Genomic DNA, 16508 nt, shown 5'->3' with positions numbered 1-16508 from the left:
CCGCATGAAGACCCTGCGGATAGGCGACGTCGTGCTCTTCACGGGAAAAAAGCAGGTTCGCGCCATAGGCGAAGTAGGACACAGCTTCCGCAACGCTCTGTTTGCTGACTCGCTCTGGAAACCTCACGCGGACCGAGGGAGCTATCAGAACGTCTACAGTCTTCTGAACTTTGAGCCGACCGATATCGGTTACGAAGAAATATGGGACCTGCCAGGATTCAACTCCGGCGACAATTTCATGGGCTTACGCTTCTTGAATCCGGAGAAGTCTGCAGTAATCATTGATGGGTTGGGCATTGAAACTGGGACGTCTCGGTACGCGATCTCTCAGCAGCAGCGGCGACTTGAAGTTGCACTCCGCTCCGGAACGCAACGAATTGCTCCCGAAGCTGTTAATACTGAGAGGACCGCGTATAGCCGACCAGCGGCGACACTAACCGTTCGACGGGCAGAGGCGTTGCTTGTTAGAGAGTACCGCGCGTCACTGGATGGATTGGAGGTCCATCGCATCCGGTCGCCTGCTGGAGTCACTGACCTGCACGTGACCTCCACGGAGGGAGTCGAGGTAATCGAGGCAAAGAGCGGATCAACACACTTCCTTGTTCGCCAAGCCCTTGGGCAGCTACTCGATTACGTGGTTCACATATCTGAACCTGTCACTCGCCTCTCTGCCCTATTTCCGCTGCGCCCGGCCGACGCTGACGTAGCCCTTTTGAATCGGTATGGCATCGACTGCCTCTATCGTACATCATCTACAACCTTCACAAGATTGGAGGCGCCAGCCTCACGTCGTGATCACATGAGGCTTGCGTGGAAGAACCCACTGGGATAGTTGCCGGATTATGCTCGTGGTGAATGATACCTACTCGGCCGTCATTAACCCCGCGTCATTTCAACGCCGAGTGTTGTGAGTTGGCCTGCCAAGAATACCAGTTCGTGTCCTATTCTGCCTAGCTGATGAGGAGATAGGTCAACGCCGGACGCAAGCCGGTGTTTGCTTTGTGCAGTCTCATCGAAAAGAAGACTGATAGCATCCAAACGGTGGATTATGGGAGAGAGTTGCTCGAATATCTCTCGCTTGTTCATCGGACCCCAATCCATTGCAGAACGTTACCCTCTTCTGAGGCCAATGCCGTAGTTGCACCGACAATCTGCAATGAGCAGAAAGTGCTCTGGATCAACCAATCTGCCGTGATCCACGCGCGATCACATCGGTCAGGTCTGAGGCAGGCCGTCAAGGGTAACCAGGGTGCAGTCATGCAGTTCGCGGACCAGCTTGGTGGCGCGCATCCAACGGATAGAGGGGTCATCGTAAGCTATCGACTCATCGCCGTGAGTGATTATGCGGCGTCCTTCAACACGGTAAAGCGCGCCATAGACGCCCACAATGGGGCATCGACCTACTCGAATTACAGCAGCCCCCTTGCGGAGAGCCGGACACAATCGGACAGCTTTGTGAGCGCACGGCGTACAGACCGGCGGCTCTGTGGCCGCCAAATTTTCCGGCCAGTTCGGCCAGTCGTCGCGGAAGTCGCGGAGTAGCCACAAGACGCCATCCTCTGTCCAGCTCGCAGGTTCCCCGCAGACCTGGCACAGCAGTCGTCGCATGGCACGGCGCTGTCGGAGCGAGTGGACCATGCCGAAGATGGGCCGGCCATGACCGGGCCGGGAGGGCGTGCGGCGCCAAAGGACGCCATGCTCGTCTCGATCCATGATGTTTTCATCGGCGTAGGCGAGACCAATGCTTTCGCGTTCCACCAATTCGTATCCCCCGTCCTGCTCAGCAGTCCACTGAGTGACGTACGGAACGATCATATGGGACGTTGTCCGTTCGGTGTTTGACATTTTTTCCTTTTGCTGACACGACGAGGTCGGATCACTTCAAGAAAGCGCCGGCAGTTCTCGTACAGCGGCGATGACTTTAGGTAGAGATCCGGTAGTTGACCACACGTGGCCCGCGTTCCAGTTCTCCCGAATGAAACAGGCTTCTTTCGGACTCAGAACGATTAGCGTGTCGATTGAGCCGTCCTGCAAGCAGCGCGTGACGATCAGGCATGCTGAGGCGGCTACTACACACCAGTGGTGGTCAAGCGCTTGGAGAGTCTCGAGTGCGTTGACGAGTTGCTCCTGGTCATGATTGGTGCTCACGAGCTGGCTCCATCCGCAGGCGGCGGGTTGTGTCGACGGCGACGGGAGAACCAAGTCGACTGGCGCCGCGTGATTCGTTTCTCGCAGCCGCGTAGCTCGACGCGGGCACGCAAGAAGGCCTGGCACTGGGAGCACCTACCACGCGGCGCGGCGTTCATTGCGGCGGCTAGGAATTCGATTCCGCATAGCGTGGCAAAAATTCCATCGCCTGCCGCCATGCCGGCCACCTGGGCGTCGTCCGTCACGGCGTGTTCGGTTCCACCCTCCTGGGCCGTGATCCACGAGTACCGCAGTGGTGGTACTGCGCCCGCGCTTTGGACGGTCACTGGACTGCCCCCCAGCCGGCCTGTGCGTCGCCGATGGCGAGTCCGAGCTTGGTGCGCATGTCTCGAATGACTTCAGCCTCGGCGACGAACGGGGGGCCTGTGGGGATGTCCACGGACACCTGCCCGGGTGAGGACTCAATGACCATCACGTGGTCGTGACTAGCTACTGTCCACTGCGACACGAACGCCTCCTTGCTTACGTTGCTTACGCTTGAGGATGGACGACGTAAGCAAGGTAAGCAACCCCTCCTTTTGGGGGATGGCGGTAGCCCTTGGTTCTCGTCGTAGGCTCGCTACATGTCTGTAAGCAGACCTGCCAGTGCGCACGAGCTGGGCGCTGAGATCCAGGCGCTTCGCACGTCCGCTGGCCTGACTCTGCGCGCGCTGGGTGACCAGGTCCGTATGTCGAACGCGAAGATCAGCCTGTGGGAGAACGGCCATCGGCTTCCGTCGCTGGACGACCTGACGAAGGTGCTGGACGCGTTGAACGTCGCGGGCGATCAGCGTGAACGCGTGCTTGCCATGCGTCGGGAGGCCGAGGGACCGGGCATGCTGGTCGCGGGCACGACGACCATCGGCGCCCAGCTGTCGAAGCTCATCGAGTGGGAGCAGGGCGCGCGTCGGATCACCGATGTCTCGCCGCTCCTGGTCCCCGGACTGCTCCAGACGGCCGACTACGCGCGCGCGATCCTCGGCGACCTGCCCGACGCCGAGACCCGGATCGCCCTTCGTATGGGCCGCGGCGAGGTACTGCGGCGGTCCCGGGCCCCCGTCGAGTTCCACGCGTTGATCGACGATGAGGTGCTCGTGCGCGGGTTCGCGTCGCCTGAGGTGATGGCCGACCAGCTGAGACACCTGCTGCGGATGGCTGAGTTGCCCAACGTGACCATTCAGCTCGTGCCCAGCACGAACGGTGGCTACACGCCGATGCTCGCCGGTCCGTTCATCCTTCTGGACTTCGACACCGCGCCGTCGATCGTGCACCTGGAGCACCACCGCGCGAGCGTCTCGCTGTGGGAAGAGGCCGACATCGCGGGGTTCAGGGACGCGGTCGAGCAGATCACCGACGCGGCGATCTCGCCGGACGACTCGATCGACTTCATCAGGGAACTTGTCGACGGAATGGAGCAGAAGTGACGGGAGTAGCGAGCGGCGACGGCAGGTGGCGGAAGTCGAGCCGTTCGTCTGGTCAGGACACCTGCGTCGAGCTGGCCAGCTTCGGCGCGGTCCGGGACAGCAAGAACGCCGCCGGCCCGAGGCTGGCCGCCGATGTTCGCGCGCTGGTCGAGGCGGTCAAGGCAGACCGGCTCCGGGGCGTCGACAGCTGATCCACCTCTCGAACGGCGCTGCTCATAGGCTGAACCCGTGAGCGAGTCCGAGCGCGTCAACCTAGCGCCGTTCAGCCAGTCTTCGGCCTGGTCGGTCCTGCGCGCCGCGGCCACCATGGGCGGACTGAGCGAGGCGGATGCGCGCCTGATGCGGCTCGGCGAGAACGCGCTGTTCCACCTGCCGGCCGAGCAGCTGGTGGTGAGGATCGCGCGCAACATGGACTTCTGGGCCGATGCCGAGAAGGAGGTCAGCGTCTCGCGGTGGCTCAACGGCCTCGGGTTCCTTGCCGCCGAGACGCACGACGTCCCTCAGCCGATTCGGGTCGACAACCACCCGGTCACCTTCTGGCGGTTCATCGAAGGGCGGACAGGCGACAGGCGGGACATCGGGACGTTGGGCTCGGTTCTCCGCCGGCTTCACGAGTTACCGCGACCCGACGAGTTCGCTCTCCCCGTTGAGGACATCCTGAGCCGGGTACAGCCGCGGATTGAGTCCGCGGCTGTACCGGACTCGGATCGGTCGTTCCTGTTGCGACGGTTCCACGAGCTCGACGAGGACGTTGCCGCGCTGCGGTTCCCGCTGGCGCCGGCTCCGACACACGGTGACGCGCACAACGAGAACTTGATGTTCCGTGACGGGCAGCCCATCCTCATCGACTTCGAGCGGTTCTCCTGGGGGCAACCGGAATGGGACTTGGCCATGACGGCTACGGAGTACCTGACGGCCAAGTGGTGGAGCCGGGACGAGTACGACCAGTTCTGCGAGTCCTACGGCTACGACATCACCACGTGGACGGACGGCTTCGCCACGCTCCGGGCCGTACACGAACTCAAGATGACGACCTGGCTCATGCAGAACGTGTCCGAGTCTGAGGAGATTGCCGAGGAGTACGGGGTCCGGATGCGGACGCTTCGAGGCGAGCCGTCGCCCGGTTGGCGGCCGTTCTAGCTCCACCCGGTGTGATCGCCAGTGGGTGAGCCTGTTCGAGCAGCGCAGCGAACTCACGCACGGAGCTGTGTCCGGGTGCCTTCTCAACGAGGCTCCGGTGGAAGTCGGTCAGGTACCGGATGTACCTGCGGGACTGCAACCCGCTCGCCAGGCCAACTGCGTTCGTCGCGATGGAGACTGCCTCCTCCAGGTGGCCGTCCGTCAACGTCGCCGCCGCGCTCACCATGTCGATGAACGCTCGTGTCCGTGGCGGCGTGAGGACGGGATCGACGGCCTGCACCGTGAACTGCTGTGTCTGCGCCGACTGGCCGAGGTCCCGGAAGCAGTGCGCGGCCTCGCCGGCCAGCTCCAGGGCGTCGAAGTAGCTGATCCAGTCCGGATCCTTGTCGGGGTCGCTCCGCTCGAACATCTGCTCGGCACGGTGGAGGATCTCCGCGCAGCGACGTGCGTCGCCGATGCTGGCCAGGGCGCGTGCCTCCATGGCGAGGAACATCGCGGAGACGGTCGCCGAGGCATTGCCGTTCGTCGCGGCCTGCGCTGCCCGGGCGAACTGGATCGCGTCGCTGAAGTTGCCGAGGTAGTTCGCCTGGTGGCTGAGGTTGGAGAGGATCTGGCCGCCCATGAGGTGGTCGTCGGCCTCGCGGGCGAGGCGCAATCCCTGGATGAAGTAGCGCTGAGCGGCACCGTGCCGGCCGTCGTCGTAGGCGCTCCAGCCGAGCACCTCGGCGGCATCGGCAGCGGCGCTGAACACCTCTCTCCGCACAGCCTCGGGGTGGTGCTGCCGTAGGGCTGGGACGATCTCGGTTTGCCAGTAGAACAGCAGCATGCGGCGCGTGTGCCCGCCTCCGAACTTGAAGTCCAGATCCATGAAGTACCGGACGGTGGCTCGGATGCGGGCTGCGATGTCCCGGCCGGCCTCGTCCAGGGTCGCGGCGTACTCGATCCGGTGAGGCTCGCCGAACAAGTAGCCGGTGATCACGCGCGGAGCCGCTTCGGAAACCCAGTCGGCAGATGCGAGCGCGGAGCTGTCGGCAAGGTCGGCAGTCGTGAGGCTGTCCAGCGTGTCCACGGCCTGCTCGGGTTCAGCCGGGTACTCCGTGCTGTCGTCGACATCGCCGACACCCTCGGCGACCGGCCCCCTGGACTCGAAGCCGATGTCAGCCGGGGTGACAGCCCGCCCGAGTTTCGCGCTGAGCGCTGCGGCTATGCAGGGGATCGTGTCCGCGTGCGGTTGAACGCCGTTGAGCCAGCGGCGCACCGCGACGTGATCGGTCGAGAGCACGAGACCGGACTTCTCGGCCTCGGCACGCACCCGTGCGGCGAGGCCCTTGTTGCTGATGCTGGCCTCTTCCATTACCGCAGCTAGCAGGCGGTTCGGCTCTCGCGCTGTGGTCAACAGACATCACCCTCCGTTGCTAGTAAAGCACCCCGTGCACCCCCTCGATGCACTAATGCACCCCCTCGTGCTCGCTGCCGCACCCCCGCCCTTCGCCGGTTTCCTTGCAGCCATGAACGAGATGAGCGGATCCAGGAGCCGAACGGAGTCGCTCCCGCTTCGAGGTGAAGGAGATGGCAATGCCGAAGAACGTGTTCCCGCCGGATACCGGCGGCGGCGTGCTTCGCAAGGTGGTCGGCGTGCTGGTGGCGCTCGCCGTCCTGGCGCTGGTGGTGAAGCATCCGAACGACGCGGCGACCTGGGTGAGCAGCGTCTTTCGGATGCTCGGCGGGATGGTCGACGGGATCAGCGAGTTCCTGCGGGAGGTGCTGGGGTAGCCGGCTCGGCTACCGTCCGTTCCTTCTGGCCTGGTCTTCCAACCGAGCGACCGTCTCGGCCAGCTCTGACAGGCGGGCATCGATCGCGTCGAGCTGTCCGCCGGCTTGCCGCACCTGGCCTCGCAGCTCGCCGAGTTCGGTCCGCAGCGCTCGCAGCTCCAGTTCCGGATCGGCCTGGTTCGTCCGGTCGCGCACGTAGTTACCGGCGTTCGGCCTGCTGGTCACGAGGCCCTCGTCGGCGAGCAGTCGAACCGCGGCCATGGCCGTGTTCACCGCCACCCCGTGCTCTGCCGCGAGTTGGCGGTACGGCGGCAGCGCGGCGCCCACCGGATACGAGCCGGCCTCGATCGCTGCCCTGAGTTCATTCGCCACGCGACGACTAGCGAAGCGCTTGCTGTCGTCCTCATCGGCTTGGCCCGCCACGTTCCCACCCTACTCCATGTCTTGCGACATGCCTTGACTACTGCGACATCTACTGCCTATCGTCTGCGACAGACCAAATGTCTTAAGACAAGGGATCACGATGAAACACGGATCGCTCCCGCGCTCGATCGCCCTGCCCACCGAGCCGACCGACGTCACGTACTCGCCGGACGGGCTCAGCGAGCGCGCCATAGACCGAATGATCACCGAGACCGGCGTGGAACTGCCTCCGGTCGACGACATCGAGTTGGCCGCCGCTCTGGCCGCTCCGGTCACGGAGGTCCCGTTGCCGTCGTCGCCCCGGCCACGCGATGAGGCCGCATGAACGCACAGCTATCCACCCGGCCCGACGCTCATTCCGGCAAGTCTGCACGCCGGGCCGGGGCTCTCAACCACCTGCAAGGAAGTGGAGAGGAACCCATGGTAGGCAACGAATCCACGCCAGACAGCTCTCGCCGCCTTGTGGCCAGCGGAGCGATCTCCCGACTGCACGGCCTCGGCAAGGCGGTGGGCCTGTGAGCTGGCGCGAAGAGAGGCGGCTCGACGAAGCCGCCCGGGCCGAGCAGGCCCGCCGTGATGCGGTGGCCGCGGCCGAGGTGGAAGCGCTCCGCACACGCATTCGGGTGGAGGCCCACCAGACCGTTGCTGCTCAGCAGGACCAGATCCGGCGCCGTGCGGCCATGGATCGGCAGGAGGCCCGAGCGGCCGCACGACAGCGCCGAGCGGTGCGAGTGCTCGCCTTGCGCTCTTGGGCGTCGGCCCACCTGGTTGATCTGCTCATCTACCCCCTGGCGCTGGTGTCGGCCGTGATGGCGGTGCCCGCCATGGCCGAGTTCGGTCGGGAGATCTACGGCGGCATCACCGGGTACGCGCTGTTCTGCATCACCGAGCTGGGCATGTGGGCGTTCGCGCTCGCGGTCCAGGTCACCCAGCGCCGGTTTCCCGATCGCCCGGTGTGGGCGTTGCAGGTGGGGGTGTGGGCGTTCGCCGGGGTCGCCTTCGGTCTGAACGCCTTGCACGGCCTACGGCAGAGCTGGGTGGCCGGCGTGGTGATGGGTGTCGGCAGCATCGCCGGGGTGATCGCTCACCAGCTGGTGACGGCGGCGCCTCGGCGGGGACGTGCCGAGCGGGATGAGGCGCGGCTCGCCCGCCGCATGGCGCGCAAGATCGCGCGGGTTCGGCGGTCGGCGGTGCGATCGGCGGTCGCCGAGATCGACCGGGACGGAAACGCTCGCCTGGTGTTCGCTCCCGGCCGCTACGCCTTGACCGGCCGTGGCCTCAAGCCCTCGGCGGGCGAGTCCCCGCGGCCCAGCGATCCGCCCGCGAAGAAGCGGCGGCGGCAGGGGCGCAAGCTGCTCGCCGACTATGTGCGCGACGCTCGCGCGTCCTGGTCCCCCGGGGTCGAGATCACTCCGGCGTGGGCGCGTCGTGCCACCGGTTGCTCGGCCGGCCTGTCGGTCAAGGTCGCCCGCGCACTGCGGGAGGACCTCGCCAACCAGTCCTCGGCCACGCTCACGAACGAACGGGAGGCGGCCTGATGAGCAGCCATCACGACGACGTTCATGAACCCACTCCCGTGAACATTCCCGGTGTTGTCGGTGAGGTCATCCCGTTGCGGCCTCGAAGCGACCGTGACGACGACCAACCGGTGTTGTTGACCGACGAGGAGAACAAGGAGCTCGACCGCCGGCTGTCCGGTCCGGCCGTGCTCGGCAAGCTGACCCGGCTCGCGCCGCCGGCCCGGCACGCTGTGGCACAGGTCGTGCGGGTCGTGCGGGAGTCCGAGCGCCCGAAGCAGGCCGGCAAGGGCGGGATTCGGTTCGCGCTGGACGTGGTGCAGGGCGTGGAGTCGTTGGCGAAGCGCGCGTGGGATGCCTCCACGATGGGCGTGTACCGGCGGCAGATCCGCGCCGCCGAGGCGGTCGGCAACCAGGAGTTGCTCGCCGAGTGGACCGAGCGCAAGGAGGCCGCCGCCGAGCGACGCCACGACCGGCTCAAGGACCTGCCGGGTGTCCTTGGTGGGATCGCCCGGGTGATCGTCGGCGGACTGTTCGGCCTGGTGTTCATGGTGCTGCTGGTCGCGTTGTTCGTGCAGCTCTCGGACACGGGACAGTTCACGGCCGTGCTCGGCGGATTCATGAACGCCGTGAGGTGGGTGTTCACGGCGATCGCGTTCGCGTGGACCCCGTTCGTGATGATGCTGCCCGGGATCGTCGTGCTTGCGGCGTGGCGCGAGGGGCGGCGACGTGGTCACCGGCCGGGGTGGTTGCAGACCTCGGCCGAGGCGGACCTGGACGTGACGATCGACGAAACCACGATCGCGCGTGCGCTCTCGGCGCTGCGCATCCCGCAGATTACGGCCTACCTCAAGGAGGGGTTCCCGCTCCAGTTCATCACCCCGGCCCGGGTCGACGGGCGCGGCACGCACGCGGTGGTCCGCCTGCCGGCCGGGGTGACGGCAGAGACCATCGCCCGCAAGCGCGCCCAGCTCGCGACCGGCCTGCACCGGCTGGCGAAGGAGGTCTGGCCGACCACGGGCAGCGAGGCCGGCATCCTGGATCTGTGGGTGGCGGATAAGGGCGCGCTCGCCGAAGGCGCGGGAGCGTATCCGCTGCTGCATGACGGCCTGGTGGACGTGTTCAAGGGCGTGCCCGCCGGCCGGACCCTGCGGGGCGAGCCGCTGACCGCGCCCGTGATGGAGCGCAACACCATCACCGGCGGTATGCCAGGGCAGGGCAAGTCGGCATCCGCCCGGGTGCTCATGATCGGCGCCGCGCTAGACCCGACCGCGGAACTGCGGATCTGGGTCCCGGACACGAACTTCGACTTCGAGGTGTTCCGCCCGCGCTGCTCCCGCTACGTGATGGGCGCCGAGGACGAGAAGGTCGAGCAGATCCGGGACCACCTGGTCGAGCTGCACGCCGAGGTGCAGGCCCGCGGCGAGCTGCTGCTTAAGTACGAGACCCCGGCCGTGACCAGGGACCTCGCCAACCGGGATGTGGGACTGCACCCGCTGTTCTGCCTGCTGGAAGAGGCCCACGTGGCGATCCAGCACTCCGAGTTCGGCAAGGAGATCTCGCAGCTCCTGGTCAACATCGTGAAGCTGGGCCGCAAGCGCGGCATCCACATGATCGTGTCAACCCAGGCGCCGACGAAGGACTCCATGCCTAGGGACGTGACCCGCAACTGCTCGAACGGGGTGGCGTTCGCGGTGGGCGACCACCACGCGAACGATGCGCTGCTCGGCCAGGGCGCCTACGCCGCCGGACATCGGGCCACCGAGTTGATCCCGGGCACCGACCGCGGTACCGCCGTGGTCAAGGGGTTCACGGGGGAGCGGTCGGAGATCCTCCAGTGGTACTTCCTGGACGTGGCTCGGGAGAACGACCAGGTCACCCCGCTGATCGAGCGATCGTTGGTCGCTGTCCGAGACCGGGGAGCGCTGCCCGGCGGGGAGGCACCTCAGCGGGAGATCGAGGCCCGGCGGGATCTGCTCGAAGACCTGGACGAAGTGCTCGGCAGCGAACCCGTCTACGCCGCGGATGTGCCCGCGCTGCTCAAGCGGCTCGCGCCGGGCTGGGTGCCGTACCAGCGGCTCAACGGCAAGGCGTTGCGGGAGGAGTTGGCCGAGCTGGGCGTCAAGGTCCCGTCCACGGGCAACCGCTGGCCCGTCGATCCAGTCACGATCCGTGATGTTCTGGCGAAGCGAGCGACAGCCGACCTGGACGCCGACGACTAGTCGGAACGAGCCGAGTTACGCCGCCGCGCATCCAGCGACAGCATCGGATTCCCACTCCCCTCGGGGCCGTCGAGCAGGCGACGTAACTCGGCTAACTCTCTAACTCTCCGCTGGCCAGCGCTGTTGTGCGCCCGCTAACCCGCTCGGTGAAGAACCTAACCCGACCATCCTGACCTAACCCCCGCCATCACTCCGGCCGGACACCGGCACTCGGTGCCAGCCGCGATCCCGCACGCCCGTCAATGACTACCAAAAGTGACCAAAGGACTAACCGATGGACATTCGTTCAGCACTCTTGACCGCCGCACTCGACGCCGCCCGGCGTGGATGGCACGTCTTCCCGCTCCGGCCCGGCACGAAGCGCCCGGCACTGCACTCTCTGGACCGTTGCCCGCGAACCGGGGTATGCGCCGAGGCGCACGCCGGCTGGGAGCAGCGCGCCACGACCGATCTTGATCGCATCCGAGCCGCGTGGTCGGCGAGGCCCTTCAACGTCGGGATCGCCACCGGTCCCTCGGGACTGGTTGTGGTCGACCTGGACACGCCCAAGTCGGCTGAGGACCTGCCGACGGAGGGCTGGACCCGGAGTGGGATCCGCGACGGGCATGACACGTTCGCCGCCGTCTGCGAGCAGGCCGGCCAGCCCGTGCCGTGGGACACCTACGCCGTCCGCACCGCCCGCGGTGGCTCGCACCTGTACTTCGCCGCTCCGGCCGGCACGGCGTTGCGCAACACCGAGGGCGAGCAGGGCCGCGGGCTCGGCTGGAAGGTCGACACCCGCGCACACGGCGGCTATGTCGTCGCCGCCGGCTCCACCACCCCGGACGGCTCATACGAGATCGTCGAGGACCGCGAGCCGGCCGCACTGCCCGGCTGGCTCGCCGAGCGACTCACACCCACGCCACCGCCGACTGTGTCCGCCACGGCGACCGTGCCGGCCGATCGGTTGCCGTCCTACGTGGCCGCAGCACTGCGGGGCGAGGTCGAGAAGGTCGCGTGCGCTCAGCCCACCCAGCATTCGCGGGTCTTGTTCTGCTCGGCTGTCGCGTTGGGACAGCTCGTCGGCGCCGGGCACCTTCCTCCGGGTACAGCCGAACAGCACCTCACCCACGCCGCGCAGCACATGATCACTGGCTCGTGTCGCTGCACGGAGCGGGAAGTCGAGCGAACCATCCGCAACGGACTGCGTGTCGGTAGATCCGACCCCCGCACTGTCCCAGATAGACCGTCCACCCCCACCCAACCCAGCCCGCGCACGGCGCTGCTCGACGAACAGGGGGCCGCATGACCACCCACCACCCCGCCGAGGACCTGGCCGGCGCTGAGCTGCTCGACGCCACCCGCGCGGCGCTGACCCGGTACGTGTCGCTGCCCTCGGCCGAGGCCGCTGACGCGGTCGTGCTGTGGATCGCCGCCACCCACGCCCAACCCGCGTGGGCGCACGCACCGCGGCTGGTGATCCGGGCACCGGAGAAGCGGTGCGGCAAGTCCCGCCTCCTGGACGTGATCGAGGCGACCTGTCACAACCCGTTCATCACCGTCAACTCGTCCTCGGCGGCGGTTTACCGATCGATCACCGACGATCCGCCCACGATGCTGGTCGACGAGGCCGACACGATCTTCGGCCCGAAAGCGGACGGCAACGAGGATCTCCGCGGCCTGCTCAATGCCGGCCACCAACGCAACCGCCCGGCCAAGCGGTACGACGCCGCAGCCAACCGGGTCGAGTCCATCCCCACGTTCGCCATGGCCGCGCTTGCCGGGATCGGCGCCATGCCCGACACCATCGAAGACCGTGCCGTGATCATCCGCATGCGTCGCCGAGCACCCGGCGAGACCGTCTCGCCCTACCGGCATCGCCGGGACCGTCCGGCGCTGCGGGCGCTCGCCCACCAGCTCAAGGCATGGCTGCGCGCCGACCTGACGGTGCTGGAAGCCGCCGAACCCGCCATGCCGGTCGAGGACCGGGCCGCCGACACGTGGGAACCGCTGGTGATCGTCGCCGACCACGCCGGCCAGCACTGGCCCGACCGCGCCCGGGCTGCCGTGCTCGCCCTCGGCGCCGAGGCCGAGGAGAACGGCGAGGAGTCCATCCGCGTGCGCTTGCTCGGCGACTGCCACACCGCCTTCGAGTACGACACCGCGCTTTCGACCAGTGAGCTGCTCGGCCGGCTCAAGCGCGACCACGAAGCACCCTGGATCACCTACGGGCCGGCCGGGCTCACCGCGGCCAAGCTCGGCGCGCTGCTGCGGGAGTACGACATCCGGTCGGGGAACATCCGCTTTCCGGACGGTACCCAGGCCAAGGGCTACCACCGAGCCCACTTCACCGACGCCTGGACCCGCTACTGCCCTCACGTCGGGCAGGAAGCGTCCCAGCCGTCCCACACGTCCCCGGCGAGGTCAGCCCGGGACGGCCTCACCCTCTGGGACGGCTCAACCCGTCCCGTCGCCCCCACCCGTCCCGACCCGACCAGCAACGCGACGCCCGGGACGGCTGGGACGCCCACCCCACTGCGCCGAGTCCCCGGAGGTGCCGCATGACCACCCCAAAGCCTGCCCTCGCCGCAGTCCTCGCCCAACTCGCCCAACTGCTCACCGACGACACCCCGGCCCCGTTACCCGAACCGCGACCCATGCCCGAACGAGTCCTACTCACCGTCGAGGAAGCCGCCGAACGACTCCAGATCGGCCGCACGGTCGCCTGGCGCCTGGTCAGCACCGGAGAACTCCAGTCCGTCCAGATCGGCCGACTCCGCCGCGTCCCAGCGGCCGCTGTCGCCGAGTACGCCGCCCAGCTCATCGCCCAGCAAGCCCGTCGGACCTCGGCCTAGGGGGCGCTCGAATGGCTCGCAAGAAGAAGTCCCGCAACGCAAATCGTCGTTCGAGCATCTACTTCGGCGCCGATGGGTGCTGGCACGGCCGCGTCACGATGGGCGTCAAGGACGACGGCAAACCCGACAGGCGGCACGTCAAGCGCCGGGGCGAGGGCGCGTATGACGCCGTGGTCGAGGCCGTTCAAAAGTTGGAGCAGGAGCGGCAAGAGCGTGTCGTGCGCACTCCTCGCAACAAGTCGCAGACCGTAGCTGACTGGCTCACCTACTGGCTGGAAGAGATCGCGCGACCGAACATCCGGTACAAGACGTACGAGGGGTACGAGAACGACATCCGCAACCATCTCATTCCCAGAATCGGCGCGCACAAGCTGGAGAACATCCAGCACGAGCCCGAGCGGTTCGAGAAGGTATACGTCGCCCTGGCCAAGGCGGGACTCAGCCAACACACGGTGCACCATGTGCACATCACCGTGCGGGCGGCATTTCGCGAGGCCAAGAAGCGCAAGGCCATCACCGAGAACCCGTTCGAGATCGTGAAGGCGCCACGGGTCGATGAAGAGGAAGTGGAGCCCTTCGAGGTCGAGGAGATCCAAGCGCTCCTGACAGCCGCGTTGAAGCGACGCAACGGAGTTCGCTTCGTCCTCGCGCTCGCCATCGGCACGCGGAAAGGGGAGACCATCGGGTTCCGGTGGAGCTGGTTGAACAAGAAGACGAAGGTCCTCCGCGTTCGCAAGCAGCGACAACGGCACACCTACCAGCACGGCTGCTCCGACCCTGCCACGTGCGCGGCGGGCCGCCACAAGACGAAGGCGTGCCGCCAACCGTGTAAGAGGCACAAGAGGCAGTGCCCGCTGCCCTGCCCACCGGACTGCACCAAGCACGCCATGCATTGCCCCCAGCGCATCGGCGGCGTGGTGGACGTCGACGTGAAGTCCCAGGCCGGCCGACGTGGCATCCGGCTCCCTGACCAACTGTTCGCGCTGCTCATGGAGCACGAGAAGACACAGGCCAAGGAACGGGAGCGGGCCGCCGACCTCTGGCACGAAAGCGACTTCATGTTCACCCAGCCCACCGGCCGACCCATCGACCCCCGCACCGACCACGACGAGTGGAAGGCATTGCTCGCTGCGGCCGAGGTGCGCGACGCTCGGCTCCACGACGCGCGGCATACCGCAGCGACCGTGCTACTCCTTCTCGGCGTCCCACTGCCAGCCGTCATGGAGATCATGGGCTGGTCCAACAGCAAGATCGCCAAGCGGTACTCCCACGTCACGGCCGCGATCCAGAACAGCATCGCCGCCCAGGTCAACACACTGCTCTGGGGACCTACATGACATCCAGGCGGACGGTGGTCGAATCGCTCCTCACTATCGGCCGCCGTTCGACGAATCGGGCACTGCTGAGGTGGCAGGATATATGCCGGCGTGTTTGCTGCGCTCGGTCGCTTCCGGGTGGAGCGACTGCTTGCCTCAGTCGGATTCGTTCAGTGGCCCGCTTGTATGGCTGCGCCCTCCATTCCACCCGGCGCTCAGAAACCGTTGAAGGTCCGAACGCGCGAGCCAATGTGTTGCATCCGCGTCCCGGATGGGAACTCCCACTGAGGGAAAACTTTTCGACCTTTCCGGGCCTGGCACGACGAACGGTTTGTCAGTCTCAGCCTGAACTGGAATGTCGATTACAAGTATTCCTTTGTCGGCCCCTATGTCATGCCAGGTAATTTTCAGACCCCGAACATGTGGAGCTATATTCTTCCTGATCGTCTTTCGGTAGCGATCCGTGTCTACGAGCACCTTGGGTACCGGCCGAATTTCGCCAACTACCTCGACGGTCGCCTCTGAAAGCGTTCGGTACCCAACAACTAGTAAGCCTCCGTCAGAGTTGGCAAAAGCAGCGACGTCTTTGAGGAGTTCGGCCGCGCTAGCGTCATCCTCCATTCGGTAGGACCCCTCCTTCACATCGAGCCAGATGCACTCATGAGCCCCGATAAGCTGGCTGAATTTTCCAGCATTTAAGGCTTGGCGTGCTTCGTCGACAGTGGCGACAGTGTTGAGACTTGACACAACTGCGTCGAGTAGACTTTCCGTCCTATTTGTTAGCAGATCGGCAAAAGCTGCTTGGACATCTGCATACTCACGCAATTTCCTATCGAGCCACGATTCACCGAACCATTCAAGCTCGAACGAGTATCTACTTCCGATATAGTCGAACCAGTCGAGAGTTGCTGCGGTTAGCTCTACAGGCGCCACAATCACGACCTTGTATGGATTTATCTCCTCCATCCGCTGCAGTACACGCTCTATCTCTCTGCGTTGCCCAGGGCCAACCTTTAAGAAAAATTTTACCTCGAACACGATGGGACCATCGGGAGTTTCTTGGCGCGCGTCATAGAACTCACGAGGTCCGCGTCGAACTGTATCAAGCCCGCTGTAGTCTCGAGCGAGAATCAGCGTGACAAGTCGTTCGAAGTCTTCATAGTTAGACGCGAAAGCGTCCCAACGTCCTGGCATCAAACCTCGTCTTCGGTGGGTGCATGGTGGCGGACATGTAGCCTAAATGCTGTCACGTACCCCGGCAAATGGACGCTGGGGCCGGTAGTTGATGACGCCGCTGGGGCGGGGTATCGCAGCGTTAAGGCCAGAGTGGCGTGCCCCGCGCACCAACTGACACCGGGCCAGTTTCGCAAGCTGATGCGCCTGGTCGCGGAGTTGGGGTGAAGGGGAGATCGTGGACGGGCCGCCTGGTTGGCAGTGGGCGCTGCGCTGGCCGACCGAATACTGCTGGTCGCGGTGTGCTGGCGGACGAACGAACCTAACGGCGTCAGCATCGCCTACGTCGGCCCACTGCTCCGGGGACCCAAATGAGACCCCAAATGAGACCCCCGCCCAACAGCGGTCGGCTCATACGTCACGGTCTGACCACCGTTTCCGCTGGTCAGACTAGGCGGAGGCGGAGGGATTTGAACCCCCGGACCCGTGAAGGTCTCCT

16 protein-coding genes are annotated in these 16508 nt (G+C 65.8%); 12 read left to right on the top strand and 4 right to left on the bottom strand.

Features of this window, described 5'->3' with window-relative positions:
• The first annotated feature begins 4 nt into the window (after positions 1-4).
• The gene (locus BU204_RS11615) at positions 5-832 is read left to right on the top strand and encodes a hypothetical protein (RefSeq protein ID WP_198942842.1); all 828 of its coding nucleotides are present in this window, start codon (positions 5-7) and stop codon (positions 830-832) included.
• Positions 833-1881: 1049 nt separating this feature from the next.
• Here BU204_RS11615 and BU204_RS39055 read toward each other — a convergent pair.
• Positions 1882-2148, bottom strand: a complete 267-nt coding sequence (locus BU204_RS39055; RefSeq protein ID WP_143229453.1) for a hypothetical protein — start codon at positions 2146-2148, stop codon at positions 1882-1884.
• A 623-nt stretch (positions 2149-2771) separates the two neighbouring features.
• Here BU204_RS39055 and BU204_RS11605 point away from each other — a divergent pair.
• The 3 genes from BU204_RS11605 to BU204_RS11595 all read left to right on the top strand — a co-directional run bounded on the left by BU204_RS11605 (position 2772) and on the right by BU204_RS11595 (position 4751).
• Positions 2772-3611: a helix-turn-helix domain-containing protein gene (locus tag BU204_RS11605; RefSeq protein ID WP_075125637.1), complete on the top strand. Its 840-nt coding sequence runs from the start codon at positions 2772-2774 to the stop codon at positions 3609-3611.
• Entirely contained in the window at positions 3608-3802 is a 195-nt protein-coding gene (locus tag BU204_RS11600; RefSeq protein ID WP_075125636.1) for a DUF397 domain-containing protein, read from the top strand. The genes BU204_RS11605 and BU204_RS11600 overlap by 4 nt, the downstream gene beginning before the upstream one ends.
• 148 nt (positions 3803-3950) lie before the next feature.
• A complete protein-coding gene (locus tag BU204_RS11595; protein WP_233160059.1) occupies positions 3951-4751 on the top strand; it encodes an aminoglycoside phosphotransferase family protein in 801 nt (266 codons plus the stop codon).
• On the opposite strand, the gene BU204_RS11590 is transcribed toward BU204_RS11595, so the two are convergent.
• Complete coding sequence (locus tag BU204_RS11590) at positions 4651-6105, bottom strand: hypothetical protein (protein ID WP_075125634.1); 1455 nt, start codon at positions 6103-6105, stop codon at positions 4651-4653. The genes BU204_RS11595 and BU204_RS11590 overlap by 101 nt on opposite strands.
• 221 nt (positions 6106-6326) lie before the next feature.
• Here BU204_RS11590 and BU204_RS11585 point away from each other — a divergent pair, with 221 nt between their 5' ends.
• On the top strand, positions 6327-6524 hold the full coding sequence (locus BU204_RS11585) for a hypothetical protein (protein ID WP_075125633.1): 198 nt from the start codon (positions 6327-6329) through the stop codon (positions 6522-6524).
• A 9-nt stretch (positions 6525-6533) separates the two neighbouring features.
• Here the strand turns inward: BU204_RS11585 and BU204_RS11580 are convergent, their stop codons facing one another.
• A complete protein-coding gene (locus tag BU204_RS11580) occupies positions 6534-6947 on the bottom strand; it encodes a GntR family transcriptional regulator (protein WP_075125632.1) in 414 nt (137 codons plus the stop codon).
• A gap of 100 nt (positions 6948-7047) precedes the next feature.
• On the opposite strand from BU204_RS11580, the gene BU204_RS11575 reads away from it, so the two are divergent.
• The 7 genes from BU204_RS11575 (at position 7048) to BU204_RS11545 (ending at position 14857) form a co-directional block, all read left to right on the top strand.
• Positions 7048-7272, top strand: coding sequence for a hypothetical protein (locus BU204_RS11575; protein WP_075125631.1), 225 nt, complete (start codon positions 7048-7050; stop codon positions 7270-7272).
• Positions 7273-7462: 190 nt separating this feature from the next.
• Complete coding sequence (locus BU204_RS40715) at positions 7463-8485, top strand: hypothetical protein (protein WP_075125630.1); 1023 nt, start codon at positions 7463-7465, stop codon at positions 8483-8485.
• Positions 8486-8559: 74 nt separating this feature from the next.
• A complete protein-coding gene (locus tag BU204_RS11565) occupies positions 8560-10686 on the top strand; it encodes a cell division protein FtsK (RefSeq protein WP_198942841.1) in 2127 nt (708 codons plus the stop codon).
• Between the two features lie 274 nt (positions 10687-10960).
• The gene (locus tag BU204_RS11560; RefSeq protein ID WP_083661223.1) at positions 10961-11974 is read left to right on the top strand and encodes a bifunctional DNA primase/polymerase; all 1014 of its coding nucleotides are present in this window, start codon (positions 10961-10963) and stop codon (positions 11972-11974) included.
• Entirely contained in the window at positions 11971-13230 is a 1260-nt protein-coding gene (locus BU204_RS11555) for a DUF3631 domain-containing protein (protein ID WP_075125628.1), read from the top strand. The genes BU204_RS11560 and BU204_RS11555 overlap by 4 nt, the downstream gene beginning before the upstream one ends.
• The gene (locus tag BU204_RS11550; protein WP_075125627.1) at positions 13227-13520 is read left to right on the top strand and encodes a helix-turn-helix domain-containing protein; all 294 of its coding nucleotides are present in this window, start codon (positions 13227-13229) and stop codon (positions 13518-13520) included. The genes BU204_RS11555 and BU204_RS11550 overlap by 4 nt, the downstream gene beginning before the upstream one ends.
• An 11-nt stretch (positions 13521-13531) precedes the next feature.
• A complete protein-coding gene (locus tag BU204_RS11545; RefSeq protein ID WP_075125626.1) occupies positions 13532-14857 on the top strand; it encodes a tyrosine-type recombinase/integrase in 1326 nt (441 codons plus the stop codon).
• Positions 14858-14992: 135 nt separating this feature from the next.
• Here the strand turns inward: BU204_RS11545 and BU204_RS39050 are convergent, their stop codons facing one another.
• Complete coding sequence (locus BU204_RS39050) at positions 14993-15874, bottom strand: AlbA family DNA-binding domain-containing protein (protein WP_143229452.1); 882 nt, start codon at positions 15872-15874, stop codon at positions 14993-14995.
• Positions 15875-16508 lie beyond the last annotated feature (634 nt).

Source organism: Actinophytocola xanthii (assembly GCF_001921205.1).
GTDB lineage: Bacteria > Actinomycetota > Actinomycetes > Mycobacteriales > Pseudonocardiaceae > Actinophytocola > Actinophytocola xanthii.
The sequence above is the reverse complement of the archived record's forward strand: the minus strand, read 5'-3'. Positions and strand labels throughout refer to the sequence as shown.